Annotated in this window: 18 protein-coding genes; 7 read left to right on the top strand and 11 right to left on the bottom strand. The window is 39.3% G+C overall.

The window, feature by feature from the left end; translation table 11 throughout:
- Positions 1-121 precede the first annotated feature (121 nt).
- From CBW18_RS01655 to CBW18_RS01640, 4 genes are all read left to right on the top strand, one after another.
- Positions 122-1,075, top strand: a complete 954-nt coding sequence (locus CBW18_RS01655) for a methylenetetrahydrofolate reductase (RefSeq protein ID WP_088299515.1) — start codon at positions 122-124, stop codon at positions 1,073-1,075.
- Between the two features lie 44 nt (positions 1,076-1,119).
- The gene (locus CBW18_RS01650; protein WP_088299514.1) at positions 1,120-2,511 is read left to right on the top strand and encodes a pyridoxal-dependent decarboxylase; all 1,392 of its coding nucleotides are present in this window, start codon (positions 1,120-1,122) and stop codon (positions 2,509-2,511) included.
- Between the two features lie 45 nt (positions 2,512-2,556).
- Complete coding sequence (locus tag CBW18_RS01645; RefSeq protein WP_088299513.1) at positions 2,557-2,859, top strand: hypothetical protein; 303 nt, start codon at positions 2,557-2,559, stop codon at positions 2,857-2,859.
- A gap of 82 nt (positions 2,860-2,941) precedes the next feature.
- The gene (locus CBW18_RS01640) at positions 2,942-3,361 is read left to right on the top strand and encodes a tail fiber domain-containing protein (protein ID WP_088299512.1); all 420 of its coding nucleotides are present in this window, start codon (positions 2,942-2,944) and stop codon (positions 3,359-3,361) included.
- A 59-nt stretch (positions 3,362-3,420) separates the two neighbouring features.
- Here the strand turns inward: CBW18_RS01640 and thrC are convergent, their stop codons facing one another.
- The 5 genes from thrC to CBW18_RS01615 all read right to left on the bottom strand — a co-directional run bounded on the left by thrC (position 3,421) and on the right by CBW18_RS01615 (position 9,576).
- The gene (gene thrC / locus CBW18_RS01635) at positions 3,421-4,743 is read right to left on the bottom strand and encodes a threonine synthase (RefSeq protein ID WP_088299511.1); all 1,323 of its coding nucleotides are present in this window, start codon (positions 4,741-4,743) and stop codon (positions 3,421-3,423) included.
- A 92-nt stretch (positions 4,744-4,835) separates the two neighbouring features.
- Positions 4,836-5,768 (bottom strand): homoserine kinase, encoded by a 933-nt coding sequence (locus CBW18_RS01630; protein ID WP_088299510.1) that lies wholly within the window; start codon positions 5,766-5,768, stop codon positions 4,836-4,838.
- A 21-nt stretch (positions 5,769-5,789) separates the two neighbouring features.
- Positions 5,790-6,140: a hypothetical protein gene (locus CBW18_RS01625; RefSeq protein ID WP_088299509.1), complete on the bottom strand. Its 351-nt coding sequence runs from the start codon at positions 6,138-6,140 to the stop codon at positions 5,790-5,792.
- A 4-nt stretch (positions 6,141-6,144) separates the two neighbouring features.
- Positions 6,145-8,598, bottom strand: a complete 2,454-nt coding sequence (gene thrA / locus CBW18_RS01620) for a bifunctional aspartate kinase/homoserine dehydrogenase I (RefSeq protein WP_088299508.1) — start codon at positions 8,596-8,598, stop codon at positions 6,145-6,147.
- Between the two features lie 528 nt (positions 8,599-9,126).
- Positions 9,127-9,576, bottom strand: coding sequence for a GyrI-like domain-containing protein (locus tag CBW18_RS01615; protein WP_088299507.1), 450 nt, complete (start codon positions 9,574-9,576; stop codon positions 9,127-9,129).
- Positions 9,577-9,692: 116 nt separating this feature from the next.
- On the opposite strand from CBW18_RS01615, the gene rsgA reads away from it, so the two are divergent.
- Positions 9,693-10,613, top strand: a complete 921-nt coding sequence (gene rsgA / locus CBW18_RS01610; protein WP_088299924.1) for a ribosome small subunit-dependent GTPase A — start codon at positions 9,693-9,695, stop codon at positions 10,611-10,613.
- Between the two features lie 124 nt (positions 10,614-10,737).
- The gene (locus CBW18_RS01605) at positions 10,738-11,691 is read left to right on the top strand and encodes a Smr/MutS family protein (RefSeq protein ID WP_088299506.1); all 954 of its coding nucleotides are present in this window, start codon (positions 10,738-10,740) and stop codon (positions 11,689-11,691) included.
- Positions 11,692-11,754: 63 nt separating this feature from the next.
- Here the strand turns inward: CBW18_RS01605 and CBW18_RS01600 are convergent, their stop codons facing one another.
- Positions 11,755-12,621, bottom strand: coding sequence for a carbohydrate kinase (locus CBW18_RS01600; protein WP_088299505.1), 867 nt, complete (start codon positions 12,619-12,621; stop codon positions 11,755-11,757).
- Between the two features lie 87 nt (positions 12,622-12,708).
- Between CBW18_RS01600 and CBW18_RS01595 the strand changes: the two genes are divergently transcribed.
- Positions 12,709-13,134: a DUF4440 domain-containing protein gene (locus tag CBW18_RS01595; protein WP_088299504.1), complete on the top strand. Its 426-nt coding sequence runs from the start codon at positions 12,709-12,711 to the stop codon at positions 13,132-13,134.
- An 81-nt stretch (positions 13,135-13,215) separates the two neighbouring features.
- Here CBW18_RS01595 and CBW18_RS01590 read toward each other — a convergent pair whose 3' ends face one another.
- The 5 genes from CBW18_RS01590 to CBW18_RS01570 form a co-directional block, all read right to left on the bottom strand.
- Complete coding sequence (locus CBW18_RS01590) at positions 13,216-13,830, bottom strand: sugar O-acetyltransferase (RefSeq protein ID WP_088299503.1); 615 nt, start codon at positions 13,828-13,830, stop codon at positions 13,216-13,218.
- A gap of 70 nt (positions 13,831-13,900) precedes the next feature.
- Positions 13,901-14,779, bottom strand: coding sequence for a cupin-like domain-containing protein (locus CBW18_RS01585; protein WP_088299502.1), 879 nt, complete (start codon positions 14,777-14,779; stop codon positions 13,901-13,903).
- 127 nt (positions 14,780-14,906) lie between these two features.
- Positions 14,907-15,692, bottom strand: coding sequence for a DUF3050 domain-containing protein (locus CBW18_RS01580; protein ID WP_088299501.1), 786 nt, complete (start codon positions 15,690-15,692; stop codon positions 14,907-14,909).
- A gap of 276 nt (positions 15,693-15,968) precedes the next feature.
- Positions 15,969-16,520 (bottom strand): fasciclin domain-containing protein, encoded by a 552-nt coding sequence (locus CBW18_RS01575; RefSeq protein ID WP_088299923.1) that lies wholly within the window; start codon positions 16,518-16,520, stop codon positions 15,969-15,971.
- Positions 16,521-16,710: 190 nt separating this feature from the next.
- A complete protein-coding gene (locus CBW18_RS01570; protein ID WP_088299500.1) occupies positions 16,711-17,493 on the bottom strand; it encodes an SDR family oxidoreductase in 783 nt (260 codons plus the stop codon).
- Between the last annotated feature and the right edge of the window lie 67 nt (positions 17,494-17,560).

Genomic DNA, 17,560 nt, shown 5'->3' with positions numbered 1-17,560 from the left:
ACTGAACCGGATTTAAAGGCTTATACTCATTAAACCGGAAACGACACGAAAAACTATTAAACGGATTTATAAATTATTATCAAACGCTTGTTCAATTAGCCCTCCCCAGACTTTTAACCCAATGAAAATAACCAACCATATAAAAAACGCTAAGGGTAAAACCTTATTCTCTTTTGAACTATTGCCGCCAATTAAAGGCCAGAGTATCCAGTGGATTTACGATGCCATTGATCCTTTACTGGAATTTAATCCGCCCTTTATTGATGTAACTTCCCTGCGTGAAGATTATATTTATAAAGAACAGGATAACGGCTTGCTGCAAAAGGTATCTTACCGCAAGCGGCCGGGTACGATTGCCATTTGTGCCGCAATTATTCATAAATACAAAATTGATGCAGTACCCCACTTAATTTGTGGAGGGTTTACCAAGGAGGAAACTGAAAATGCATTGATCGATTTACAGTTTTTGGGAATAGACAATGTATTGGCCCTGCGTGGTGATGCCCGTGCTGCCGATCATTCTTTCATTCCTACAAAAGGCGGACATTGTTATGCGACAGACCTCATCCAACATATCAAAAACCACAATGAAGGTAAATTTTTGCATGAAGATATTGAGACCTTCAAAAGTGATTTTTGCATTGGTGTTGCCGGTTACCCTGAAAAACACTTTGAAGCACCCAATTTAAATGCCGACTTTAAGTATCTGAAAAAAAAGGTAGATATGGGTGCAGAGTTCATTGTAACACAAATGTTTTTTGATAATCAGAAATATTTCGACTTCGTAAAGAAATGCAGAGAGAATGATATCAATGTGCCGATTATTCCAGGTTTGAAACCAGTCAGCACCCTCACGCAATTAAATGTGTTGCCTAAAATTTTCCATATAGACCTGCCGGATGAATTAACTGATGCTTTATCCCATGCTAAAAGCAATGCTGAAGCAAAAGAAATCGGTACAGCTGCAATGATTAAGCAATGCAAGGAGTTGATGGATTTTGGTGTGCCCGTACTGCACTTTTATACCATGGGCAGACCAGAACAAACGAAGCAAATAGCGAAGGCAATTTTCTAAAATGCTTGAATTAAACTGTTTTTGATTACCCATAAGAATTACAAATGAACCACTTACATAAAGACTTAGCTCAACTTGATGAAATTCTTACTCAGGTACAGCAGCAAAGTTCAGACTATTTAAATCATCTGCATAACAGACTGACAACTGGCAAAGTAAATCCTGATCAGGAAGTGGGTTTACATGAAGACGGTTTGGGCACTTTGGGTGCGCTCCAATTTTTTAATGATAGATTTGAACCTGCAATGGTGGCGTCATCAGGACCCAGGTTTTGGGGCTTTGTAACTGGTGGAACTACTCCTGCTGCCATTGCCGGCGACTGGTTGGCTTCCGTTTATGACCAAAATACACAATCGGCAAAAGGGAATGGCGATATTTCTGCAGTAATAGAATTCGAAACCATCAGGCTTTTATTGTCTCTTTTTAATTTGCCTGATGATTTTTTTGGCGGTTTTGTTACCGGCGCCACCATGTCAAACTTCACGTGTTTAGGGAGTGCCAGACAATGGATTGGCAAGCAAGCCGGAAAAGATTTTGCAAAAGATGGCGTGAGTGGTTTGATCAAAGTTTTATCAGCTACGCCGCATTCATCAGCAATGAAATCGCTTTCTATACTTGGAATAGGCAGCAATAATGTCGTTAAAATTAAAGTGTTGCCCGGTAACCGGGAAGCATTGGATATAGCCGATCTGGAAGATAAAATTGTGGCACTAAATGGTGAACCTTTTATCTTGATTTCCAGTGCAGGGACTGTTAATACCGTCGACTTCGATGATTTCATAACCATTCAAAAGTTGCATAAAAAATATAATTTCTGGTGGCATATCGATGCAGCCTTTGGTGGTTTTGCAGCTTGTTCACCAAAATATCAACACCTGGTAGCGGGTTGGGAGCAGGCAGACAGCATCACAATCGACTGTCATAAATGGCTTAATGTACCTTACGAAAGTGCAGTATTCTTTTTAAAGGAGAAGCATAAACGCCTACAGATGGAAACTTTCCAAAATGCAAATGCAGCGTACCTGGGTAATCCGCTTGAGAACTTTAATTACCTCAATTTCCTGCCGGAAAACTCCCGCCGCTTAAAAGCATTACCCGCCTGGTTTAATTTAATGAGTTATGGCAAGTCGGGCTATCAGGAAATTGTAGAAAACAATGTGGGTCATGCTTTACTGTTTGCTGAGTTTATAGAAAGTAATGAGTCATTCGAAATGCTTGCACCTGTGCGATTGAATACCGTTTGCTTTTCATTAAAAGATAAAAATCACTTAGATGAATTTCTTCATCGGTTAAATGCTACCGGTAAAGTATTCATGACCTCAACCACGTATAATAGTGTGAAGGGTATTCGTGCAGCCTTTGTAAATTGGCGGACTTCGGCAGTTGATATTCAAATTGCTACCGATGAAATGAAAAGAATTCTGACAGAACTTTAACGCAATTAGATTGTTAGAGAGTTTGTACAACCTATATTTGTAACAATGAAATTCACTGGTTTGAAGTATATATTGATCATTTGTATTGCAGCCACTTTCTTTATAAAGGTGAGTAATGCCATGTCGTATATTAAATATTCGCCAACTGAACTGGAATATGCATCTACCAATGATGATGCGACTGAAAAAGAGGAAAAGAAAGTGGAAACTGAATATTTCACCAATCATTTCTTTTCTGTTACGGATGTGTGTACATGCTTTATCACTGAGAAAAAGTTGATCATTCCGGATCATACGTTTAAAAAAACCTATTTCCCTGAGGTAATAACACCTCCACCATTGGGGTAATCATTTTTTATTCCTGTTTTTAATTCGCATGGCTATTCGGCTATTGCGGCAGTTTATCTTTTAATCTAAATTTATAAATCATATGAAACGAGCAATTTCATTTACATTTGCGGCATTTTTAGTTGCCGCATCTCTACAGATTAGTGCACAGGAAGTCGCACAAAACAATGTGAAACCAGTTACCAATTCATTGGAAACGGTTTCTAAATTACAACCAGTTAGTTTTAATTACGATAAAGCATGGGCTGAAAAATTAAAAATTTCTCCTAAACAACAATATGGTTTTATCGGAACGGAAGCTAAATCGGCTGTACCCGAAATCGTAACGGTACAGGCTAAAGATTATGCAACAGGTAAAAACGCTTATCGGTCGGCTACGCTTACGAAGGTTGATTATGAAAGTTTAATCCCCCTACTGGTTGGTAGCATCAAAGAACAGCAGGAGCAGATTGAAGCATTAAAGCGTGAGATTCAGTCTTTGAAATCACATAGTGCCAAATAATACCGGAAAGGGCTGAATATTGATTCAGCCCTTTTATTTCAGGTTGATGTTTTGAATTTTTAATCAGGCATTTCTGATGCATTCAATAAATAATGTTTAAATCCTTCAAAATCCGCCCCTAACTGATCGGCCTGTTTTGGTCTGCTGGTTAAGGCTGTTACCTGTTCAGGGATTTCAATTTTGGCTGCCATATCCGCTGGAAAAATATCGGGAAATTTGCAGGCATGCGCCGTTGATAAAAATACAGCAGCGTTATCGTTTGCCGGGTTTTCTGCTCTGTACCGTTCAATGGCTAAGTAAGCGATTGCGGTATGCGGACAAGCCACATAATTAAATTGTTTATCAATGTTTTTAATCCCTGCAAGGGTTTCCTCATCATTAAAACGGTAAGCAGTCACCACCTTTTTCAAAGTGTCAATGTCATGGTCAAATAAATCCATAATGCGCACCCAGTTACTTGGTGCACCTACATCCATGGCATTAGAATAGGTTTGTGTGGATGGTTTCGTTTCGTAAAGGCCACTTTCCAGGAAACGGGGCACCGTATCATTGATATTTGTTGCAGCGATAAATTGTTTAACTGGTAAACCCATTTTATACGCAAGTAAGCCCGCACCAATGTTGCCGAAATTTCCACTTGGAACCGAGAAAATAACATCCTGTAAACCTGCTCTTTTCAATTGTGCGTAAGTATTGAAATAATAAAAGGTTTGAGGAATCAATCTTGAAATATTGATAGAATTGGCTGATGTTAACCTGAATCTGGCATTTAATTCTTCATCGGCAAAAGCCTGTTTAACCAAAGCCTGACAATCATCAAATGTTCCCTTGATTTCAATTGCCCTGATGTTCCGGCCATTGGTCGTCAGTTGTAATTCCTGGATCGGGCTTACCTTTCCCTCCGGATAAAGAATGGTTACCCTGGTGTTGGGTACGCCTAAAAATCCGAGGGCAACAGCACCTCCCGTATCGCCGGAAGTGGCTACCAGAACGTCCAGTAACTGCTCTCCGTCTTTAAGAAAATAAGCCATCACCCGACTCATGAAACGGGCACCAAAATCTTTGAATGCCAGCGAGGGTCCGTGGAAAAGTTCCAGTACAAATGTTTGATCATCCAGTTTTACAGCAGGCGCCTCAAAGTTAATGGCATCTTCAATCAAAGTCTTTAAATCATCTGCCGGAATTTCATCTTGAAGAAGTATTGAAGCTACTTTATAAGCAATTTCCGGTAGAGAATACTTTTCAATGTTCTGGATGAAATCAGCGTCCAGTTCCGGAATTTCTACCGGCATATACAAGCCTTTATCCTGAGGCATGCTGTTAAAAACAGCTTCTTTAAAAGAAACGCTTAAGTCTTTATTATTGGTTGAATATAGTTTCATTTGTAAAAGGTTGGAAAGTTGGGAGGTTGGGAGGTTGGAAGGTTTTGGGCGTTTAACCCGCAGCCTTTACGCCTTCTGCCTTCCAGTATTATTTACATTACTTTTGGTCCTTCGGCATTCACGGAAGAAACGTAGGCTTTGCTGTTTATGTTAATTTTATGCAGGTGTTGTTGCTGTGCTTTAGTGATTTTCTTTGCCGTTTCTTCATCTTTTGTTAGCGCAAAAACGGAAGGGCCGGAACCTGAGATACCGAACCCGATGGCGCCGTTTTCCATCGCAATAGCCCTCATTTCTTCGAAACCCGGGATTAGAATGGATCTCGTAGGTTCTACCAGCACATCTTTCATGCTGCGGCCGATTAAATCAAAATCATTCATAAATAATCCGCTAACCAAACCGGCAACATTTCCCCACTGGGTAACCGCATCTTTAAGCAAAACCTTGCTGCGAATCATTTGGCGGGCATCTTTAGTGGGTACATCCACCTCCGGATAAACAATTGCGGCATACATTCCGGCAGGGGTTGGTAATGAAATTACATCAAGTGGTTCGTAACTTCTTATTAGCACAAAACCACCTAAAATGGCCGGTGCTACATTATCAGCATGGCCATATCCGCAGGCCAGTTCTTCACCTTTCATCGCAAAAGGGACAAGTTCTTTTGGGGTTAATAAATCGCCCATTAACTTATTTATTGCAAATAAGCCGGCAACCGTACTGGCCGAACTGGAACCTAATCCACTGCCAATAGGCATTTTTTTATGCAGTTCAATTTCAACGCCAATATCCAAACGATTTACATGTTGCAGGTAATGTTGCACGCTGGCACTTACCGTATTTTTTGCAGCATCAAGGGGCAAACGGCCACCATCGCCGGTAATGGTTTTGATGATTACGCCTGGGGTATCGGTTAAACGCATTTCCACTTCATCGCCCGGCTGATTTACCGCAAAACCCAATACATCAAAACCGCAAACTACGTTGGCTACTGTAGCGGGAGCGAAAACTTTTATACTATTTTTCATTATCAATTGGCTTAGCTATTGTTAAGCGGTTATTTGGTTTATATGATATTTTAAATGCACAACATCATCTTCAATAAAATAAGAAAGTGTATGCAGCTCACTTTTTCCTTCTCCGGTGTCACCGTTATTCTGGAGCCTTTCTTCCGGAATGTTTTTAATTACCCGGCTGATCTGATAATTTTGATAAAGCACCCATTCATCCTGGATATTATTCGATGCACTATCGATCAAATGACCCCGTAATTCTTTCTTAGACCATTTTGAGGGTTGAGGTTTATTGTTCCATGATTTTTCCGTCATGCTGTTAACATCAATTATTGCCTGATCAACCAAGTTTATGATTTCATTCTTATCTGCTAAAACCGGATTCATGGTACTAGTTGTTTAAAGTACCTACATTAATGATGTCGGCAAAAACTCCTGCGGCAGTAACTTCTGCACCAGCTCCAGGGCCTTTCACTACTAATGGACGGGATTTGTATCGGTCAGTGGTGAATGAGATGATATTGTCACTTCCTGAAAGCATATAGAAAGGGTGACTGTCATTTACCATTTGCAGACTGATTTCTACATGGCCATCTTCCAGTTTTCCGATGTAGCGCAGCACTTTCCCATCATTGGCCGCCTGGTTTTTCAAGTCTTCAAAATAAGCCGAATTCTTTTGCAATTCAGCATAGAAATCTTCAACGGAAGTGGCATTTAAACAGGCTTCGGGCAGAATGTTATCAATTTTTACATCAGCAGCTTCCAATGGATAACCCGCATCACGGGCTAGGATTAACATTTTACGCATGAAATCTTTTCCATTCAAATCATCCCGTGGATCAGGCTCGGTATAGCCCAACTCCTGTGCTTCTTTTACGGTTTCGTAAAATCCCGCTTCACCTTTAAAGTTATTGAAAATGTAAGAGATAGTTCCGGATAAAATGGCTTCAATACGCGCCACTTTATCTCCACTCATCATCAATTCTTTTAGGGTACGGATGATTGGAAGACCTGCACCTACATTGGTTTCATAATAAAAATCTACGCCAAACTTACGGGCAGTATCTTTAAATGATTTGTATTGTGCGTAATCTGCCGAATTGCCTTTTTTGTTGCAGGTAACTACAGAAATACTGCTTTCAAAAACACCCTGGTAGAATTCGATAGGTTTTTCAGCGGCGGTATTGTCGACAAAAACGCAGTTTGGTAAATTCATGGCTTTCATTTTTGCTACAAACCCTGCCAAATCAGCCTGCTCACCATTTTCATTCAAATCGTTTTCCCAATTCTCCAGTGATAAGCCATCTGCATTGAAAACCATTTTGCGGGTATTGCAGATGCCGGTTACTTTTACCTGCAAATCATTATTTTCAGCAAGGAATGGCATTTGTTCTTTCAGCTGGTTAAATAAGGTTTTGCCGATGTTTCCTGTTCCCAGACAGAAGATATTTAGGGTTCTCTTTAAATCAGTAAAGAAGGCATCGTGAACAGCATTTACGGCTTTTGATAAATCATTTTTGCTGATGATTACAGAGATATTATATTCTGAAGAGCCTTGTGCTATGGCCCTAACATTGATTCCGTTGCGGCCCAGTGCGCCAAACAAACGGCCACTCATGCCCGGCGTGCGTTTCATGTTTTCACCCACAATGGCCAAAACGGCAAGGTTGTTTTCCACTTCGGGTAAAGCCAGTTTATTGGCATCCAGCTCCAGTTCGAATTCTTTTTTGATTAAGGCAATGGCCTGACCGGCATCTGTGGGTTTCACGGCAAAAGTAATGCTGTGTTCTGACGATGATTGGGTAATGAGCACGACATTAATCTGCTCACGGGAGAGAAGCGAAAACAACCTTCCGCTGAACCCGGCTTTGCCCACCATGCCACTACCGGTGAGGTTGATGATGCTGATGTGATCAATAGATGAAATCCCTTTGATAGGCAGGCTGGATGTTTTTACATCACTTTTAATATAGGTTCCGGCAAAGTCTGGTTCAAAGGTGTTTTTAATTACAATGGGGATTTTCTTCATGAAAGCCGGAATCATCGTTGGCGGATAAATCACCTTTGCCCCAAAATAGCTTAACTCCATCGCTTCCGTATAACTTAGTTCTGGTAGAGAAAATGCCTTTTTAACAATCCGTGGGTCAGCGGTCATCATGCCATTAACATCCGTCCAGATTTCGATTTCTTCAGCATTTAAAGCTGAACCCCATACTGCAGCAGTATAATCAGAACCGCCACGACCCAAGGTAGTTACCCTTCCGGCTGTATTACTGGCGATGAAACCGGTAACAAAAAGCACCTGGTCTTTATTGGCCTGGTAAAAATCATTAATTAATATTTCAGTTAATTCAGTATCTACCTTTGCCTGTCCGAAGTTGTTGTCGGTTTTAATTAATTCAGCTCCATTTACATAAAGTGCATGGCTTAAGGTCTGGGCGGCAATATGTGCGATCATAAAAGAAGAGCAACGTTCCCCGTAACTTAAAATCTGATCTTTCGTTTGCGCACTTAATTCGCGAAGGTTGGTTACGGCCTGCAATAAATCTTCCAGCTCATTAAAGAAAATTTTCAGACGGGTGAACACCGGGTTTTGCGCCGCTGCGGGTAAAAGCGAACGAATCACTGCAAAATGTTTCGCTTCTATTTCTTTTAAAGAGGCATCATAATCTTCTCCGCGTTCAGCCCGTTCTGCCATATCGGTAAGCAGGTTGGTTACACCACTCATGGCCGATAATACAACTACCGGATTGCTTTGTAATTTTTCTTTGGCTACGATATTAAGTAGCGTTTTAATGTTCTCGGCCGAACCTACGGATGTGCCGCCGAATTTGAGTACTTTCATTAGTTCTGGTTTTTAGCGAAACTGCCACTTTGCTTGTTAATTATGTTGGTTCAGTACAGTTTCAGTGGTTTGGGTAAAAAAAAAGCGCCCCGATTTGTGTCGGGACGCTTTCTGTGTTTTTATGTTAATTCAATTGACAACAAATTAGCCCCGCTGGTTTATCCCGGTGGTAATAATAATCGTTGTCATAATTGATGTTGTAAAATTCATGCCTTCTTCGTGTACTTTGTACACCGTAAAGTAGAAGAATATTTTTTTAAAATGCAAATGTTTTTTGAATTTTATTTCTGAATTTTTAATAAAACGTTTAAGTAGATAAGATAAAGATATTTTTTGAACTGAAAACCGGGTGGGTTTTATTTATCGTATCGTGCTTCTGTGGTTAGTTAGGTTTAAGGAATGTAAGGGTGTGTAAATTCTATAGTTTGTTTTGAAAATTAAGATCGATGTACAAAGTGCTGTTATTGGTTTTCAACTCCCCTTCTTTTTTGAAGGAAGAGTGCTCACAGGCGGCTTGGTTATTTAAACTTATCTCACGCCAATATAAACCTCCACTTCTGAATCTTCGCCTTGCTGAGATTTTTCAACATAAACCTCAAAATCAGCATGATAGGTTCGGTATAAGGCAATATCATTGGCCCAGATTTCTTTCCAGGTTTCGACAACAGCATTCGGCATTTCCCCTTTGGCGATATACCTGAGCAGCTTTTCGTTTTTTATTTCCCGTCCTGTTAAAGCATTCGGGATATCATCCAGAGAAGTAACACGGTGGCCAATAATGGCGGTGTAGCTTCCGGTATAATCACTTTCATAATCAGTATAAATGGCATAAACATCATCACTCTCTCTATTGGGGATTTGTTTGCTGATTTCCTCCTGATAGAAACTGCCCCAAAGCTGTCCTAAATCTGTAGCGGCCTGATTGTTTTGATTGGTTGTTTGAACCGATATCCCGATTATCTTGAAGTTTTCCATCATTTAAATTTTAAGCTAAGGTATTGTTTGTTGAATAACTTTAAGCTTCTAATTTTTAGAAAATGCATGAGCTTCCATTATCCATTTTCCCATCCCTTATGCTTACCTTTGTACAAAGTATGCAAGGATTAGTTATAAAATCTACAGGGAGCTGGTACAGCGTGTTAGGTGATAATGGCGAACGTTACGACTGCCGGATTGTTGGAAAATTCAGGATGAAAGGCATCAAAACCACTAACCCAATTGCTGTTGGAGACCGTGTGAAGTTTGATTTGGAACGTGACAGCAACCAGGGAATCATCGATGAACTGTTGCCCCGGAAAAATTATATCATCCGCAAATCCATTAACCTGAGTAAGCAAGCGCAGATTTTGGCCGCCAACCTGGATATGGCCATTTTAGTGGTTACCCTTGCATCGCCAAGAACCTCTTTGGGTTTTATTGATCGCTTCCTGGTTACGGCCGAAGCTTATGATGTGCCGGCGGTTCTCGTATTTAATAAACTGGATTTGTTTAGTAAAGAAGGATTGGAAATTTTACAGGAGTTTAAAGATATTTATGAAAATATTGGTTATGCGACCTATGAAGTTTCTGCTTTGAAGGGCATTAATATTCCTATTATTCAGGAATTAATAACCGATAAAATCACTTTAATTTCTGGTCATTCAGGTGTAGGAAAGTCAAGTTTAATTAATGCCCTTTTGCCTGACCGCGATTTACGTACTGGGGAAGTTTCTGACTGGAGCGATAAGGGACAGCATACCACCACATTTGCCGAGATGTTTGAACTGCCTCAGGGCGGCTTCATTGTCGATACACCTGGTATTCGTGAGTTGGGGGTAATTGATATTGAAAAAGAAGAACTGGGGCATTTTTTTAGGGAAATTTTTAAAACCTCGCATCAATGTCGTTTTAACAATTGCCGCCATGTAAATGAACCTGGATGCGCTGTAATTGAGGCCGTAAATAATGACGAAATAGCCATTTCAAGGTATGAAAGTTACCTGAGCATTTATCATGGTAACGACACCAGGCATTAGCCCCCCAGCCCCTGAAGGGGAGTTGAAAGGCTAGGTGGAAAAGCTGGCTACAGAGGGGAAAAAATAAACGTTTTGTTTAAACTATAGAAAGTCAAAAGCCCCCTCAGGGGGGTGGGGGGTAAATATGAAATTCAAACTGGGAGATTTTGTTCGTTTTGTTGATGAAAAACGTGAAGGGTATGTGACAAAAATTATCGATGCGCAAACATTGGGCGTTACCGATGAAGATGGGTTTGAAATTCCTGTGGCCATTAGTAACTTAACCTCAGTTCATGGCCATGGCGTTATTACTGAGGTACAAGATGCACCTAAGCCTGTTCAGGTAAATGTACCGTCTATAAATAAAATTGAAAATGGCATTTATGTTGGCGTAGCTACTGATAATAAGGCCGGGAATGTGGTTCACTTTCATTTATTAAATCAGTCGCCAAATGTGCTTCTGGTGAGTTTAACTACGGAAAGAAAAGAAAAATATGCAGGTGCTTTTCATGGTGTTATTGAGGCTTATCAATCCACCTTGGTTTATTCGGCATCATTGGCAGACCTGGATCTCTGGCCGGAGTTTACTTTTCAGATCTTAATTTCTGGTAAAACAGATGTAAAGCCTGTTGATCCGCTGGTGATCCGCAAAAAGTTCAGGGCAAAAGATTTCTCTTCTGAACAGAAAGAACTACCAGTAGCTAAAAACGAGGGCTGGCTGATTCGCCTCGATGATCTGGTACCTGTTACCATCGATGCACAGAAGTTAAAAGAGAGTTTCTTTAAATCGCCGGCAGAAAAGAAAACCATTGAAGCACCGGCAAAGGAAATTGATCTGCATATAGAAAAATTGAGAGATGATCATCACTTTTTAGAGGCAGATGAAATCCTGCAAATCCAATTAAATTATTTCCAAAATGCGCTGGATGCAGCAGTTGTTCATCATTATGATAGGATGATTTTTATCCACGGTTCGGGTAATGGAACACTCAGAGATAAAATCCACAAACTGATCAGCAAAAATCCACATATTAAAACTTATATGGATGCCAGGAAAGAAAAATTCGGTTACGGCGCAACGGAAGTGGTTTTTAAGTAGATTGGTTAATTAGTTATTGGTTCGTTTGCTACCTGTGAACTTAAAAATGAAAATTACAAACTGTTAACTGAAAACCTCATCGCCATAATCAGGATTTGCGCCAGGTTGTGAGGCGACGAATGCGCCAATCTTACAGGCCCGGTCTAAGGTGGTATCTATTGGGTAGCCCTTTAGGTAGCTTGCAATAAAGGTACCCAGAAAAGCATCGCCTGCACCAACAGTATCTTCAACTTTAACCTGATAACCTTTATGGTGGTAAAGTCTGTTCTCTTGCAGTACATAAGCGCCTTTGTCGCCCACAGTTAAGCAAATGATGTTGATGTTAAAAGTGTGGCTTAGCTGTTTCAAAAGCTGTTCATCTGTATTGCCTGTTAAAGCCAGTTCATGTTTCAAATAAACCAGTTCGTGCTCATTAACTTTTAAAATATCAGCTTCAGCAAGCAGCACTTTCAACGTTTCAATCGTAAAAAAAGGTGAACGAAGATTAATATCAAATATTTTAAGTTTAGCATGCTTCAATAATGATGAAATAGTATTTCTGCTTTTTTCATTTCTGCAGGTCAGGCTGCAATAAACAAGGGCATCAGCATCTTTGACAGCAGCAACTGCTTCTTCCGAAAGTTCAATTGCATCCCAGGCAACCGGCTCTACAATGGTATATGTTGCCTGATGCTGTGCATCTAATTTTACCTCAACAGTACTGGTTGGCAAGTTATTGAATTGAATTAAATCTGACTCGAAATGCTGATCATTTAAAAACCGGATTAATTCTTTTCCTGATTCATCATCTCCGACTGCGCTGATCAATTTACTGTTGATCCCTTGTTTATGAAGATTTAGAGCTACATTCATGCTTGACCCACCTGCTTTTTTCCCCTCAGGGAAAACATCCCACAAAATTTCGCCTATTGAAATCACTGTTTTTTTCATGCCTGATTATTTGTGACGTAAAGAAACAGTTTTTATACATGGATCGGAATAATTTGTTTCATATCTTTACCATAAGACCAGAAAATAATGAAGATAAAAATATTAACCCTACTGCTAATTTGTTCAGTGGGCGCATTTGCACAGTCGCCAAAAGATAAACAGGCCATTCTGGATGTACTTGAAATGCAAAGAACAGAATGGAATAAAGGTAATTTAGAAACTTTTATGCAAGGTTATGTTAAAAGCGACAGCCTGCTTTTTGTAGGCAGCAGCGGCCCCACTTACGGCTGGCAGAAAACACTTGATAATTATAAAAAAACCTATGCGGGTAAAGCCGGAATGGGCGTGTTAACTTTTGGAATTAAAAAAGTGGATTTTCTAAATACTGACGTAGCCTTTGTTTTAGGAAGCTGGCATTTAAAGCGTGAAAAAGACGAGCCACAGGGTTATTTTACCTTATTATTTAAGCGATTGAATGGGGAATGGAAGATCTTTGTAGACCATTCCAGCTAAAAACTGACGTAGTTTTAAACTTCATGGCCTTAATTTCTTATCGTTTGTTAGTTAGAAACGATGATTTAATGTATGGAAAAATTATTCTCCAAGTTTAAAATCTTTATAATAAAATTCCTTATCCTCGTCAGTAAGTTGGCGGATCACCCTGCAAGGGTTTCCGGCAGCGAATACATTGTCCGGAATATCGCGGGTAACAATACTTCCAGAACCAATAACCACATTTGAACCAATTTTCACGCCGGGATTAATCACTACATTGCCGCCAATCCAAACACTGTTCCCAATCGTAACTTCCTGTGCCCATTCATATTCCTGATCACGCAGGTGTGCGTGAATAGGATGGCCCGCCGTGTAAATGGCTACATTAGGTGCAATAAAAACATGGTTCCCGATAGATACCTTCGCGCAATCTAAAATAACCAGATTAAAATTAGCATAAAAATGATCGCCGATTTCAATATTATAACCATAATCACAACGAAAGGGTGGTTCGATATAAAACATTTTTTCGGTTTTGCCGAAGAGCCTTTTGATTAATTCTTTACGCTGTTTAACGAATTTTGGTGCAAGTTGATTAAATTCAAATACCACTTCCCGGGCCTTTAGTCTTTCTTTCGATAGCACTGCATCGCCGGCCTGGTAAGCTTTACCCGCCAGCATTTTTTGTTTTTCGGTAAGGAGGTTGATGTTCATAAATTTTAAATTTAAAAAAATACGGGGCTAATCGTAACCGACGCCCCGCTGCAATGCATTTATCAATATGTTATGGTCTGCCTTTGGCTAAAGCGCGTTCAGCAATCTTCACGGCTTTTTTCTCTCTCCAGTTGGCATATTTTTCTTTGAAAGTCATTTTGATTAAACTATCAATGGCACCATGTGTAAATAAACTCCAAACACTGGCTACTTTGCGGGTAATAGATTGATCCCATGCACGTAAGCTTAAAGAGAATGAACCATCAAGATATTTCATCCAGTGCCACATGCCTGTTGGCATAAATAAGGTGTCGCCATGCTCTAGAAAAACTTCATAACCTTCAACGCCTTTTAACGCAGGGAATTTTTCAAAATCAGGATTGTCTACCTGGTAATCTTCTAGTGCATAGGTGGCATTTGGCAAGCAATACAATCTGTCTTTCCATTTATTATCGAAAAGAATAATATGCTTTCTGCCACCAAAATGCGTGTGGAAGATATGTGGTAAATCAATGTCGTAATGTAAAAAAGTAACGGAGTTTGATCCACCAAAAAACATGGCAGGCATGCTTTCTATAAAACCACCCATTAAATCTTTTGGAATTTTTACATCATGAATTAAACTGGGGACTTTCTTAAATAAATTAAAGAAAAAGATTCTCAATTCTGTAGGCTCACGTTTAATTAAATCAAGGTAATCACCAAACTTCATGTGGGCTGTTGCCGCATTAATCGGTTTTGATGGATCAGCTTTTGAATTATCGTACAATGGAACTTCCAGTTCACCGCCGATTTCTTTTAAGTATTCTGTCGTCCACTTTTCTCTTGCCGGCCAGTCTTTGGTAAGGCCTTTAATGACAAGCGGGCGCTTCGTTTTCAAATAATTTTTTTTGAAATCTTCAGGAGTAATGTGCTCCACGATATCAACAGGTTTTAGAATGAAACTCATGCGTTTAAAATCGGTTATTTGTGCCGAACAACAAAAATGTAAATTTTATTTTACAAAAAGTATACTGTGGACTAAATGTGACTTAAATCACGTATTTAACTTAACAGGAAGATAACAATTTGGTCATTTAAGCCAGAACTTTGCTTTTAACAATTTCGGCATAAGCGGCATCCCATAAATTTATGCGGTTTTGCAAAGCCTTTTTGGTTGTTTCTTCAGCCTCTGCCCAAAACAGATGTTCTTTTTCGCATAACTTTTCTGTCATGGCCAAAGCCAGATGGCTGTGATGGTCGCCATCTACTTCAATATGGCGTTCCAGATAATATTTAAAAATGGACACCTTTTCGGGTTGAGTACTGTTTAAATCATGAACCATGCTAAAGAACATGTTTGGAATTAAATCTTCCCTGCCGAATGTAAAACTAGCCGCTTGCAAATGCGTTTTGCCGCTATTAATGGTTTCGAATGTAGCATTCATAAAATCTCTGGCAGCCTGCGGAATTTTAGCTAATTCATAAGCCATGTTAAAATCTCTTCCATTCTTTAATGAAGTTAAGAAATTGTTTATGGGATTGATGTTAGCACCACATTGCGCCATCGCATCTAAATACAGTTCGAAATGGCTTTTAACATTGCCACTGGCATCAAGATCACTTTCCTCCCCAGCAACAATTTCATTAATAAGTTGACGCGTAACTGCATCACCCACCGGAAACCAGGGTAAAGTGGTACAGGTTAAATTGATTTGTAAAGATTTAAGCAGCGACATAAAATCCCAAACGGCGTAGATGTGATGCTCCATAAAAATTTGCAAATCTTCTATCTCACTAATGGCATGATATACCTTGTGGTTGATAATCTGCTGTCTAAGCGGTTCAATGTTTTCCTTGATTTTTAAAATATTAGGATGCATGTTTTCGTATTTGAATGATCAACAGGTGAGTAAGCATAATCAATGATTTACCAAACTATTTTTTTGTCCCGTTTTCATTTGTAAATTTATGCACCAAAATTAAGCAGTAATTCGCGACAACTTCCTAAAAATCAAAAACCTGAAAAACGGCTGACAAACGACTTATTGAAATTAGGTCAGAACTCAAATGCAAAAAATAATAATGGAAAAATGCTTTACAAAAAAAATGCCTTTGCCGAGGCAAAAGCATTTTAATATTTAAACTAAACTGATGTTTTATTTAGGCATTAAAACTGAATTAATTACATGGATTACACCATTTTTTTGGTATACATTAGCAATTGTTACGGTACTCATACCACCTTTTTCATCTTTTAATACTAATTTTTTACCTTCCATCCAGGCCCAAAGTTTACCACCTTCAACTGTTGTCAGTTCAGCTTTACCACCACCAGCTTTGATGGCTGCAGCAATTGCTTTGCTATCTAATTTACCAGCTACGACATGGTAAGTTAAAATTTTAGTTAAAGTTGCTTTGTTTTCTGGTTTTACTAAATTGGCTACTGTACCTGCAGGAAGTTTATCAAACGCTTCATTTGTAGGTGCGAAAACGGTGAACGGACCAGCACCTTTTAGGGTTTCTACCAAGCCTGCTGCTTTAACTGCTGCAACCAGTGTTGTGTGGTCTTTAGAATTTACAGCGTTATCTACAATGTCCTTAGTTGGATACATGGCTGCACCGCCAACCATAGGATTTTTTTGTGCATAAACCTGAGTGGTAACTGCCATAGTAACTACTGCAATTGCCGATAAGATTAGTTTTTTCATTATTTTAAATTTTAAGTTTTTGTTATTTGCCTTCATTTACGACACATCACAGATACTTGGTTTTTTAAAACATGAAAATTAATGTTAAATAATTGATTTATAGTTTTTTAAAATTATTTTTTTTGAAATATTTGCTTATAAATTCACATTGAATCTACAACTATATGGGGTAAGTGGATTGTTTTAGTGATCAGGTTACCTTTGCATTTTTAATCTTTTTGGAGAAAAAGGACGGGAAAAACCGTTTCAGAAAAATGGCTTTGGTTTCTTTTCCGCCGATATATACTTCTTCTTTTTTGGCCTTAACAGCAACCATAATTTGTTTGGCACAATCTGTTGCGCTCATTCCGTTTGCTTGTGCATCGTCCATACTTCCCTGGCGACTACCATTTGCAGTTAAAGCATTAACAGAAACGTTAGTTTTAATAAATCCCGGGCAGATCAAGGTAATATGAATATCCGGATGCTCAATTTCTGATCTTAAAGAATCGAAATACCCATGCAAAGCATGCTTGGATGCTGCATAGGCTGAGCGGAACTTTGTGCCGAATTTTCCAACCAGACTGCTGATCACGACGATTTGACCATTGCCATTTTTTATCATTAACTGCAAAACCGCCTTACTTAAAATTACGGTTCCCCAGAAATTGGTATTCATAATCTGCTGTTCGGTATTTAGATCTGTTGACAGTGCTAATCCACGTTGACTAACTCCACCTGCATTGATTAGTAAGTCTATGCTGCCAAAAATCCTGATCGCATCTTCTGCCTTTTTTGTCAGGGTTTCCGTTTCACATAAATCGAAAGCTAGCACATGTACATTAAAAGAATTTTGGCAATTGCCTTTCACCCTGAAGAGCTCATCACGGTTCCGGCCCGAAATAATGAGTTTGTCTCCGGCTTTAAAATGTTCGTAAACCAGGGCTTCACCAATACCTGATGATGCGCCCGTAACCCACACAATTTTAGACATATATTATTAATTAATTTTTGAATGATAGCGTTTTGAATGAGTGAATGTTGTTTAAACCTAAATCAGT

The organism is Pedobacter sp. AJM (assembly GCF_002197755.1).
In the GTDB taxonomy this organism is placed as follows: Bacteria; Bacteroidota; Bacteroidia; order Sphingobacteriales; family Sphingobacteriaceae; genus Pedobacter.
The sequence above is the reverse complement of the archived record's forward strand: the minus strand, read 5'-3'. Positions and strand labels throughout refer to the sequence as shown.